Here is an 11,261-nt window from a genome sequence, read left to right as displayed (position 1 = left end):
CCCCCCCCCCCCCCCCCCCCCCCCCCCCCCCCCCCCCCCCCCCCCCCCCCCCCCCCCCCCCCCCCCCCCCCCCGGGGCCGCGCCGGGCTAGCAGGATGCGCCCGGCGGCGTCGTGGCACACGAACACGCAGGAGACGGAGGGTTGTTGCGGTGCGGTCATGGTTCCGTCCGTGAGGTGGTGCGGGGCGCTCTCCGAGCCGAGGGGGTGAGTCGGCTCAGAAATGGTTCAGCAGTTCCGTGAAGGTCGTCATGTGCAGGACGCCCGCGTCGGCGCCGTCCACGACGTCGTTCTCCAGGACCCAGGTGTGCTCGTGTGGGATGAACACCGCGCGCATCCCGGCCTTGCGGGCGGGGAGGATGTCGGACTTCGGGGAGTTCCCGATCATCCAGCTCGTCGCCGGGTCGAGGCCGAGTTGGTCGATCAGCGCCACGTAGGTGTCGTGGTTCTTCTCCGCGACGATGTGCACGCTGCGGAAGTGGTGGGCCAGGCCGGACGATTCGACCTTCTCGCTCTGCTCGTCCTGCGCGCCCTTGGTCAGCAGGCGCAGGTCGTGCCGCGCGCCGAGCACGGCGAGGGTCTCCGCGACGCCGGGAATCAGCTCGACGTGCCCGCGTTCCACCAGGGGTGCGGCGAGTTCCGAGATGCGTTCCAACTCGGCACCGGTTGCCGGGCGTTCGCGCAACCGGGCGAAGCACTCGGCGAGGCTGCGGAGGAAGACCTTGCTGCCGTACCCGTGCGTGACCGCGTTCGCGCGCTCGATGTCGTCCAACACCGCGCGCACTTCGGCGCGGGTCAGCATCGGGTGGACGAGCCAGTCGAGGTAGTCGTCGATGACCCGCTCGAACAGGACGTTGTTCTCCCACAGGGTGTCGTCGGCGTCGAAGACGAGCACCTGGCGCGGCAGCGGCACCGGGGGCGCGGCGGAGGGCAGGGGGGCGGTCGCGTCGTGGGTCACGCTGCACCCTAGGACGGCCCCGAGGTGCCGATCAAACGCTTTCCGCCCCGGCCGCGGACGCAGCGGCGGACGCCCTGCCGGTGCGCGCGGGGGCGCTGGGCGGTGCCGGGGCCCACGGGCCGAGTGTGGCGATGAGCAGCCGCAGCGCGCTGTCCACGGTACGCCGGTCGCCGGCGGTCAGCGGCGCCAGCATCTCGTCGAGCGCCGCGAGCCGGGTGCGCATGGCGGTACGGGCTTTCTCGCGGCCCTCCTCGGTCAGGCACACCAGCACCGAGCGGCGGTCGGCCGGGTTGGGGCGGCGTTCGATCAGCTCCTTCTTCTCCAGCCGGTCGACGCAATGGGTCATGCCTCCGGAGGAGTACATGACCAGCGGCTGGAGCTCGCGCAGCGTCAGGCCGACCTGGTCGGTGCGCACCGCGAGGACGGCGAGGACCATGTACTCGGGTGCGGTCAGGTCGAGGCCGCGGATGCTGCGGCGGTCGAACTCCTCCATCGCGATCATGGCCTGGTGCAGGCGGACGACGAAGCCCAGCGACGACGCGTCCTCGTCGGGCAGCACCTGCGACCACGCGGCCACCACCCCGTCCGCGTAGTCGTCGGAACGCGCGCCGGACCGGTCCGCCGCATCGGCCTTGCTCGTCACATGCACTCCCGGAAGAACGGAAACCAGCGAACCGCGGCCCGGCGCCGAGCCGGGTGCTGGTGTCGCCCCCGATTCTCCGCCATCGGGCCGGCAACCGCGCGGACCGCACTTCCGCGCGGCGCCGGAGGGAGCGCCTGGCCTCGGGTGGCGGCCTCGGTCGCGCGGGGTGTAATCGCCTGGGGTGTGGGCGCGTGGGGTGTGGCTGCGGGCGGCGCGGGCTCGGGCCGGGTCGCATCCAGCCCGGTCAGGCCCGCCTTCTCCACGGTCACCTCGGGCGCGGTCGCACAGGGTGCGGGCCCCCCCGCCTCCCCCACAGCCGCCTCCCGACCGGTCACCTGGGGGGCCGACGCCTGCCGCGCTCGCGCGTGCGCGTCCACCACACCCGCAACCGTCATGTCGGGCGCCGGGCTGTGATGCGGTAGTTGGCTTGGACGACGGTGCCGGAGACCAGGGCTGCGTCGTCGGAGGCCAGCCAGGCCACCACCGCGGCCACCTCTTCCGGGGTGCTCATGCGGCCCAGCATCGCTGTTCGGCCGAACTCCTCGGGACCGCCCGGGACATCCTCCAGCCAGCGCAGCATCGGCTCGGTCGCGGTGGGGCCGGGGGTGACCGCGTTGCAGCGGATGCCCTCGGCGGCGTATTCCATCGCCACGGTCTGCGTCAGGTTGATGACCGCGGCCTTGTGCGCGGCGTATGCGCCGAGGCGGTATTCGCCGCCGACGCCGGCGCCCGAGGCGGTGGTGACGATCGAGCCGCCGCCTTGTGCGGTCATGTGCGGAAGCGCGGCGCGGATGCCGTAGAACACGCTGTCGAGCACGACGCGCTGCTGCGTGCGCCAGTCCTCGTCGGTGATGTCGCCGACGCGGCCGGCGATCGAGAAGGCGGCGTTGTTGTGCAGGACGTCGATGCGGCCGTGGCGCGTGACGGCGGCGTCGACCAGTGCGCGCACGTATGCGTCCTCGGACACGTCGCCGTCGAAGGCGACCGCGTCCCCGCCGAGCGCGCGTACCGCGGCGACCGTCTCCGCGGTGCGCTCGGGCCGCAGGTCGCCGAGCACGAGCAGGGCACCCTCGGCCGCGAAACGCAGCGCGGTGGCGCGGCCGATGCCGGAGCCCGCCCCGGTGATCACCGCGGATTTGCCGGCAAGCCGTCCGTCCATGAGCGCTTCCCTTCCTGGGGACTGGTGACTGGGCACTGGGCACTGGGGTCTGATGGCTGGTGACTGATGGCTGCGTGGCGGGCGACTGCGGGGCGGTGACTCGCGAGCCGGGCCGGAGGCCGTACGTCACGCGCGCATCTGGCCGCCGCCGTCGACCATGAAGGTCTCGCCGTTGATGTACTGCGACGCGTCCGAGAGCAGGAACAGCACCGGCGGCGCGATGTCCGCGTCGGGGTCGCCGTCCCGGCCCATGGGGTGCTGGGCGTACATGGCGTCGAACACCGCGCGACGATCCGGATCGTCGGCGGGCGGGCGGCGGTGCGCGGCGGACGCGGGGCACACGCAGTTGACCGTGATCCCGTGCCGCGCCCACTCGCGGGCCGCGGTGCGGGTGAGCGAGCGCACGGCCTCCTTCGAGGCGCTGTACGGGCCGTACCCCGCGCCGCCGGTCATGCCGACCGCCGAGCCCATGGTCACGATGCGGCCGCGCCCGGCGTCGCGGAAGTAGGGGAAGACCGCCTGCATCGCCCACAGGGTCCCCTTGGGTCCGGTGTCGAGGAGGAGGTCCATGTCGGAGACGGTGACGTCCTCAAGCGGGGTGACCGGGCGGAACGTCTGGGCGTTGGCGACCAGCCCGTCCAGGCGGCCGAAGTGCTCCTGGGTGCGGGCCGCGAGGTCGAACGCCGCGTCGCGGTCGGCGACGTCGCACTCGACCGCGAGGTGCTCGACGCCCAGCGCGTCCAGTTCGGCGGAGGTCGCGGCGAGGCGCTTCGGGTTGCGGCCGGTGATGGTGAGGCGGGCGCCGCGTTCGCCGAGGTGGCGGGCGATGCCGCGCCCGATGCCCCGCGTGGCGCCGGTGACGATCACCGCGTGGCCCCGGATGCCGTACTCCACCTGGTCCTCCTGACTGCGGTCGGCTGTGCGTCGGCCTCGGCTGTACGTCGGCCCGTGGTCGGCGTCGCCTTCGACCACGCGTCGGCCCTTGAAATTTATCTTCACATGAAGCTACTTTTCAAGAAGCAAACGACGCGATCCCCTGGAGGCACGCGCATGCAGGCTCCGGCAGACCGGACGCGCCCCGAGTGGGTGCGCCTCGCCAACAGCGGTTCCCTCGGACCGCTGCTGGAGGAATCCGCCGAACCCTTCCACCTGGACGCCCTGCTCGGCCGCGCCCGGGCGCTGACCGGACTCGGCGACTTCGGGTCGGACGACTTCCACGAACCGCTGGACCTGCTGCTGCGCGACCTGGAGGCACACGCGGAGCTGACCGCGCTCGGGCGCTGGCAGACGTACCGCTATCTCCTGCGGTTGCTGCGTGGCCGGCTGCAAATCCGCGACTACGAGCTGCGCGACCCCGGGGTCGCCGACGAGGTGATCGCGGCGCCGCTGTTCGTCGTCGGCGCGCCCCGCACCGGCACGTCGATCCTGCACGCGCTGCTGGCCCGCGACCCCGCGCACCGGGTGCCGGAGGGCTGGGAGCTGCTGATGCCGGTGCCGCCGCCGTCGCCCGACCCGGACGTGTTCGCGGCCGATCCGCGTATCCCGGCCGCCGACGCCGAGCTGCGATTCTTCGATCAGGTGACGGGCAGCCTGGACGCCATCCACGTGTACGGGGCGCGGCTGCCGAAGGAGTGCCTGTCGGCCCAGTCGTTCGCCTTCCGCTCGCAGGAGTTCCCGGCGCGGTACCACGTGCCGAACTACACGGCGTGGCTGCTGGAGTGCGACATGGCTCCCGCGTACGACCTGCACCGCCGCGTGTTGCGCGTGCTCCAGCGCGGCTTCCCGCGCGACCGCCGGTGGGTGCTCAAGAGCCCCGCCCACCTGCACTCGCTGCCGGAGCTGCTGGACGCGTACCCGGACGCCCGGCTCGCGGTCACCCACCGCGACCCGATCACCGTACTCGGCTCGGTGACGAGCCTCATCGCGACGCTGCGCGCCGTGCACAGCGACGACGTCTCCTACCCGGCGATCGGCCGCTACCACGCGGAACTGTACGCGCACGACCTCGACCGGCTCGTCGACCACGACACCGGCGGCCTGTTCGCCGCCGGGCGCGTGCACCACAGCCAGTACGCCGACTTCATGACCGCTCCCCTCGACACCGTCCGCGCGCTCTACGACGCCCTGGGCATGGACCTGACCGACGACGCGGAAGACCGCATGCGCGCCTACCTCGACGGCCGGCCGAAGGACAAACACGGCGTGCACCGCTACGAGTTCGGTGTCCTCGGGCTCGACCGGGCGCACGAGAGCGCGCGGTTCGGGCGCTACCGCACCCACTTCGCGGTCCCGACGGCCGACCCTGCCTGAGCGTTCAGCGCCGCGTTGCGCGGAGAACGACGAACTTCCGGTCGCTCGCCGCGACTTCGCAGTTGCCGAAGGCGCGTTTCAGCTTGACGTGGTAGCCGAGGTGGCGGTTCCCGACCACCCACATTTCGCCGCCGGGGCGCAGCGCGGCGCGGGCGCCGGTGAACATCCGCCACGCGACGGCGTCGGTGGTGGCCTGGTGGCTGTGGAACGGCGGGTTGTTGAGGACGAGGTCGGCACTCGCCGCCGGGAATCCGGCCAGGCCGTCGCCCACGGTGAAGGCGGCCGGGCGGGCGTCCGCGTCGATGTTGGCGCGGTAGGTCGCCTCGGCGGACGCGACGGCCTGGTACGACTCGTCGACGAAGGTCAGACGTGCGTCCGGGTTGGCCAGCGCCGCGGCGGTACCCACGACGCCGTTGCCGCACCCGAGGTCCACGACGTGCTCGAGGCCCCGGCGTGCGGGGAGGTGGGCGAGCAGGAACCGGGTGCCGACGTCGAGGCGTTCGGCGCAGAACACGCCCGCGTGGTTGACGACGGTGTGCCCGGACGCGGCCCCGATGCCGTCCGGGAGCGTGTAGGTGTGCGGCCAGGGATTGCGCGCGCCCACGGGTCGGCCGTCCGGCGTGCAGAAGATCAGCCGGGCCTTCTTCTCCGCGAGCGAGGTGCGGGTCGGCCCGAGAATGCGCTCGAACAGGCCGAGGGTCGAGTTGTGGATCTCGGTCGTCATCCCGGTGCCGAGGACGGTCGTGCCGGGGTGGACCGACGGCGCGAGCCGGTGCAGTTGGTCCTCCAGGAGCGCGAGGCTCTTGGGGACGCGGACGAGGAGGACGTCCACGCGCGCGGGCGGGTCGTCCTGCGTCGTGAGCAGGCGGACGGCCCCGGGGTCGGCGCCGTTGCGGACGAGGTTGGCGCGGGTGGCCTCGCGGGCGAGGTGGGAGTCGGTGATCTGGGTGGGCCGGTACGCCGCAAGCGCGGTAGTCAGCGCGCCCCACCGGTCCCCGAGGACCACCACCGCACCGTCGTCCGCCGCGGCGAGGTCGACGGGCGCGACGGGCGTCCCCTCGGGCCCGGGCCGCCCCGCGAGCCGCCGCAGGAGGTACGCGTCGGCGGCATCCCACGCCCGCAGCTGATCGCGGGGGTTGTCGGGGAACCGGGCCAGATCGACGTCACCCCATGGCGTGCTGAACATTGCTTCATTCTGCCGGGTCCGCGCCCCCACCCTCCCCCGGGCGCCCGCATCCCCACCGCGCGTTGGCCGGCCACAAGGGGGCCGCCCCGGAACACCGTTATATTGCGCGCGCCAGCACGTACCCCCGCCGCGTCTCCGCCTCCTCCGGGTACGGCGCGCGCTCCATACGTGCGTCGATCTCAAACCCCGCCTCCACCATCGCGCGCACCATCACACCCGACTCGCGGAAGTGGAACTCGACATCCACCGTATTCCCCCACCAATCACGCATATGACGCACCTCCTCGCCGACGTGGAACGCGGTCAGCAGCAACCCGCCCGCCCGCAGCACCCGCCGGGCCTCCGCAAACGCCGCCGGCAGCTCCTCGGTCACCAGGTGGATCACCGAGTAGAACGCCACCGCCGCATCGAACTCCCCATTGGCAGCCGGGAGTTCCAGCAGATCTCCCGCCCGGAACTCCACCTCGGGATGCTCGCGCCGACCGAGCGCGACCATGCCCGGCGACAGGTCCACGCCCACCAACCGCGCACCCCGAGCGGCCAGCCACCCGGCCACATGCCCGGGCCCGCACCCCAGATCCGCGATCGCCGCGCCCGGCCCGACGGCCTCGACGAGCGCGCCCAGCAGCGCGCGGTCGAGCGGCTTGTACGCGAGTTCGCCGCCGATCCGCGCCGCGTACTCCTCGGCCACCGCGTCATAGCTCTCCCGCACCCGCGAGTGGTGTTCGGGGACGTCGCGTTCTCCCATGGCCGCGTCACCTTTCCCTGGATCGTGCATGGCGAATTCCCCTGACGCGCGAGCGTGTTGCCGAGGGAGCGCGGCGCCCCGCCGCCTCAGCGGAACCGCGAACTGCGCACCGGGCCCGACGACGGGCACTGGTCGCGCGACGTGCGCGACGTCCACACCGGTGCCACGCCCGCCGCGAAGGCGACCAGTTCGGCCGTGGTGTCCGACGGCGCCTCGTCGTCCCCCGCGAAGTCCGCGTCCGGCGCCGCGCCGACCACGTCGGCCGCGATCTCGGCCTCGGGCCGCGCGTCGGGCGCGCCGCCCTCGGGGTTGGCGGTGAGCTGCTTCTCCCACGGCGCGTTGCCGGCCTGGCGCAGGAGCACGCTCACGTCTGCGGCCACCGGCGGCGGGCTCGTCCAGCACGTCGCGTGCTCGAACAGCACCTGCCCAGGCGGGCGTTCGTGCAGGGAATCGACGACGTCCCCGGCGACGTCCGCCAGTCGGTACGCGACCACGACCGTGTCCGGACGCCCCTGCTCGTACGGCACCGCGGGCACCCCGAGCACATCGGCGGCGGCCAGGCCGAGAATGCGGCCCCCCCGGTCGTCCAGAAGTGACACGGACCTCGGTACCGTGCCCGTCGCGCCCAGCACGGCCGCGAGCCGGTCCAGACCCTGGCGGCAACTGCCGTGCGAGTCCTGCTGGAACGCGTGCCGGCCGACCATGCCCGCGCGGTATCCGTGCGGCGAGATCGTCGCCAGCAGACCGCCGGTGAGCACGAACTGCCAGCCGCGCAGGTCCTCTTGATCCAGCGCGGACACGGACGCGGCGGCGTCGGCGCGGCCCAGCATCGCGCCGAGGCGGCCGTACGCCCAGTCCCAGTCCCGGTCCGCCGGCGCTGTCATCCGCCCGAACTCCAGGCGTGCGCGCGCCGGATCGCCCGCCAGCACGGCGTTGTAGGCGAGCAGGTACCGTTCGGGCCAGTCCGCCAGGGTCGCGTCGCGGGACGCCAGCAGGTCGACCGCCTCGCGATGGCGCTCCTCGCGTTCGTACGCCGACGCGAGCTCCAGGAACGTGCCGCGCGACTCGGGCGCCCGGCGCAGCGACTCGGCGAGCGCCGGTATGGCGGCGTACGCCGCGCCGTGCTCGATGCAGGCGTAGCCGAACTCGAAGAGGTTCTCGGCACTGCGCGGCTTGCGGGCGAGTCGGCGGGACGCCTCGACGAGGTCGTCGAAGTCCACCATGCCCGCGGCCTTCTCCATGACGCGTGCGAGGTCGCGTATCTCAAGCTGCTCGGCGGTCGCGCGCAGGTGCCGCATCACCGCGGACACGTCGCCGTTCTCTACCAGTTCCCAGGCCTTTTCCAGGTCAGAAGTAGTCATCGCCTTCGAGGGTTCAGCACGGGACGTCAGGCCGCAACCGAGATTCGGCGGGCCCAAGCCCCCATCACCGACACGTCCGGCGGACACGCGCAGCCCCGTCAGTGCGACATTCGGGGCCCAACATCGGCAGAATGCCCGGGTACCCCAGTGTGAAGGTGGTTCAGGTTCCGTGGTGACGCCCACACCCTCTGTCAACAAGAGGATCGCCGACGAGCTCGGCGTACGCGAAGGACAGGTGCAGGCCGCAGTCGACCTGCTCGACGGCGGCGCGACCGTGCCGTTCATCGCGCGGTACCGCAAGGAGGTGACCGGAACCCTCGACGACACGCAGTTGCGCACCCTGGAGGAGCGCCTGCGCTACCTCCGCGAGTTGGAGGAGCGCCGCACCGCGGTGCTCGACTCGATCGACGCGCAGGGCAAGCTCGACGACGCGCTGCGCGAGCAGATCATGGCCGCCGACTCCAAGGCGCGCCTGGAGGACATCTACCTTCCGTACAAGCCCAAGCGCCGCACCAAGGCGCAGATCGCGCGCGAGGCCGGGCTCGAACCGCTGGCGGACGCGCTGCTCGCCGACCCGTCGCAGGACCCGCAGGCCACCGCGGCCGGGTACGTCGACACCGACAAGGGCGTCGCCGACCAGGCCGCCGCCCTGGAGGGCGCGCGGGCCATCCTCGTCGAGCGCTTCTCCGAGGACGCCGACCTCGTCGGCGAGCTGCGCGAGCGCATGTGGACGCGCGGCCGCCTGGTGGCCAAGGTCCGCGAGGGCCGCGAGGAGGCCGGCGCCAAGTTCTCCGACTACTTCGACTTCGCGGAGCCGTTCACCCGGCTGCCGTCGCACCGCATCCTCGCGATGTTCCGGGGCGAGAAGGAGGAGATGCTGACCCTGACCCTCGAACCGGAGGAGGAGCCCGCCGACCCCGCGGCCGGTCCGTCCGGCTTCGAGCAGAGCATCGCCCGGCGCTTCGGCATCGCCGACCGGGGGCGCCCCGCCGACAAATGGCTCGGCGACACCGTCCGATGGGCGTGGCGCACCCGCTTCCTGGTGCACCTGGGCATCGACCTGCGCGGGCGGCTGCGCCAGGCGGCCGAGGACGAGGCGGTACGCGTCTTCGCCGCCAACCTGCGCGACCTGCTGCTCGCCGCCCCGGCCGGGTCGCGCGCGACGATGGGCCTCGACCCGGGCCTGCGCACCGGCGTCAAGGTCGCGGTCGTGGACGCCACCGGCAAGGTCGTCGCGACCGACACCATCTACCCGCACGAGCCGCGGCGCCGCTGGGACGAGTCGGTCGACACCCTCGCGCGGCTCGCCAAGGCGCACGACGTCGAGCTGATCGCGATCGGCAACGGGACCGCGTCGCGCGAGACCGACAAGCTGGCCGGCGACCTCATCAAGCGGCACGCCGAACTCCCGCTCACCAAGGTCGTGGTGTCCGAGGCCGGCGCGTCCGTCTACTCGGCATCGGCGTACGCCTCGCAGGAACTCCCGGGCCTGGACGTGTCGTTGCGCGGTGCCGTGTCGATCGCCCGGCGCCTCCAGGACCCGCTGGCCGAACTGGTCAAGATCGACCCGAAGTCGATCGGCGTCGGCCAGTACCAGCACGACCTGTCCGAGCTGCAACTGTCGCGCTCGCTCGACGCGGTGGTCGAGGACTGTGTGAACGCCGTCGGCGTCGACGTCAACACGGCGTCCGTGCCGCTGCTCACCCGCGTTTCCGGCATCGGCGGCGGCCTCGCCGAGAACATCGTGCTGCACCGCGACGCGAACGGGCCGTTCAAGAACCGTAAGCAGCTCAAGGACGTGGCGCGCCTCGGCCCGAAGGCGTTCGAGCAGTGCGCGGGCTTCCTGCGCATCCCCGGCGGCGACGATCCGCTCGACTCGTCGAGCGTGCACCCCGAGGCGTATCCGGTGGTACGCCGCATCGTGGCGTCCGCGGGCGGCGACATCGCGTCCGTGATGGGCAAAGGGACGGTGCTGCGCGCGCTGCGCCCGCAGGACTTCGTGGACGAGCAGTTCGGCCTGCCGACGGTCACCGACATCCTCGCCGAGCTGGAGAAGCCGGGCCGCGACCCCCGGCCCGCGTTCAAGACCGCGGCGTTCAAGGAGGGGGTCGAGCAGCTGACCGACCTCCAACCGGGGATGCTGCTGGAGGGCGTGGTGACGAATGTCGCCGCGTTCGGCGCGTTCGTCGACGTCGGTGTGCACCAGGACGGCCTGGTCCACGTTTCCGCGATGTCCGCCACCTTTGTGAAGGACCCGCGCGACGTGGTCAAGCCCGGCGACATCGTGCGGGTCAAGGTGCTGGACGTCGACATCCCGCGCAAGCGCATCTCTCTGACGCTCCGTCTGGAGGACGAGGCCGCGAGCGGGTCCGGCGGAGCGGGCGGCGGGCGTACGGCTCCCGGACCGCGCCGCCCGCAGGGCGAACCGGGCGGCCGCGGCCGCGGCGGTGAGGGCCGCGGAAACGACGGTCGCGGCAACGACGGCCGAAGCGGCGGCCAGCGCGGCGGACGCGGCGGCAACAACCAGAGCGGCCAGGGCAATCAGGGCGGTCAGGGCGGCGGCCGCGGCCGCGGCGGCCGCGACGACCGCGGCGGCAATCGCGGCGGCGCTCCGGGTGGCGGCGGCGCGCTCGCCGACGCGCTGCGCCGGGCAGGGCTGGTGGAAGGCGACGGCGGCCCGGCCCGCGGCCGGCGCTAGGCGTATTGATCACGGGCGTTGTTGACGGTGGCTGGTCTTGATCATGACGAAGACCTCCGATGTGGTGGAGCTCTCTGGGAACGCACCCATCGGAGGTCTTCGTGTCCACCGTGACGCCCGGTTGACCGTGCACGGGCGCCGGATCCTTGTCGAACGCGTCGCGGCCGGCCGGCCGGTCGCGCACATCGCCGCCGAAGGGG

9 protein-coding genes are annotated in these 11,261 nt (G+C 72.9%); 2 read left to right on the top strand and 7 right to left on the bottom strand.

The annotated features are described in order from the left end of the window. Nucleotides 1–215: 215 nt before the first annotated feature. From ACRX5S_RS20575 to ACRX5S_RS20560, 4 genes are all read right to left on the bottom strand, one after another. Entirely contained in the window at nucleotides 216–956 is a 741-nt protein-coding gene (locus tag ACRX5S_RS20575) for an HAD family hydrolase (RefSeq protein ID WP_436774466.1), read from the bottom strand. Nucleotides 957–987: 31 nt separating this feature from the next. After that, the gene (locus ACRX5S_RS20570) at nucleotides 988–1,599 is read right to left on the bottom strand and encodes a MarR family winged helix-turn-helix transcriptional regulator (RefSeq protein ID WP_436774465.1); all 612 of its coding nucleotides are present in this window, start codon (nucleotides 1,597–1,599) and stop codon (nucleotides 988–990) included. Between the two features lie 391 nt (nucleotides 1,600–1,990). Beyond that, nucleotides 1,991–2,758 carry an SDR family NAD(P)-dependent oxidoreductase gene (locus ACRX5S_RS20565; protein WP_436774464.1) on the bottom strand — a complete coding sequence of 256 codons (768 nt, stop codon included), beginning with the start codon at nucleotides 2,756–2,758 and terminating at the stop codon, nucleotides 1,991–1,993. 126 nt (nucleotides 2,759–2,884) lie between these two features. Next, nucleotides 2,885–3,757 carry an SDR family NAD(P)-dependent oxidoreductase gene (locus tag ACRX5S_RS20560; protein WP_436774463.1) on the bottom strand — a complete coding sequence of 291 codons (873 nt, stop codon included), beginning with the start codon at nucleotides 3,755–3,757 and terminating at the stop codon, nucleotides 2,885–2,887. 51 nt (nucleotides 3,758–3,808) lie between these two features. On the opposite strand from ACRX5S_RS20560, the gene ACRX5S_RS20555 reads away from it, so the two are divergent. Then, complete coding sequence (locus ACRX5S_RS20555; protein WP_436774462.1) at nucleotides 3,809–5,068, top strand: sulfotransferase family protein; 1,260 nt, start codon at nucleotides 3,809–3,811, stop codon at nucleotides 5,066–5,068. Nucleotides 5,069–5,072: 4 nt separating this feature from the next. On the opposite strand, the gene ACRX5S_RS20550 is transcribed toward ACRX5S_RS20555, so the two are convergent. From ACRX5S_RS20550 to ACRX5S_RS20540, 3 genes are all read right to left on the bottom strand, one after another. Continuing rightward, entirely contained in the window at nucleotides 5,073–6,254 is a 1,182-nt protein-coding gene (locus ACRX5S_RS20550; RefSeq protein ID WP_436774461.1) for a methyltransferase, read from the bottom strand. 97 nt (nucleotides 6,255–6,351) lie between these two features. Next, the gene (locus ACRX5S_RS20545; RefSeq protein ID WP_436774460.1) at nucleotides 6,352–7,002 is read right to left on the bottom strand and encodes a class I SAM-dependent methyltransferase; all 651 of its coding nucleotides are present in this window, start codon (nucleotides 7,000–7,002) and stop codon (nucleotides 6,352–6,354) included. A gap of 86 nt (nucleotides 7,003–7,088) precedes the next feature. Next, on the bottom strand, nucleotides 7,089–8,363 hold the full coding sequence (locus ACRX5S_RS20540; RefSeq protein ID WP_436774459.1) for a hypothetical protein: 1,275 nt from the start codon (nucleotides 8,361–8,363) through the stop codon (nucleotides 7,089–7,091). Nucleotides 8,364–8,535: 172 nt separating this feature from the next. On the opposite strand from ACRX5S_RS20540, the gene ACRX5S_RS20535 reads away from it, so the two are divergent. Beyond that, nucleotides 8,536–11,061 carry a Tex family protein gene (locus ACRX5S_RS20535; RefSeq protein WP_436774681.1) on the top strand — a complete coding sequence of 842 codons (2,526 nt, stop codon included), beginning with the start codon at nucleotides 8,536–8,538 and terminating at the stop codon, nucleotides 11,059–11,061. Nucleotides 11,062–11,261 lie beyond the last annotated feature (200 nt).

It is taken from the genome of Yinghuangia sp. YIM S09857 (assembly GCF_051388915.1).
Lineage (GTDB): Bacteria > Actinomycetota > Actinomycetes > Streptomycetales > Streptomycetaceae > Yinghuangia.
Note: the sequence above shows the minus strand (reverse complement) of the source record. Positions and strands in the feature narration are given on the sequence as shown.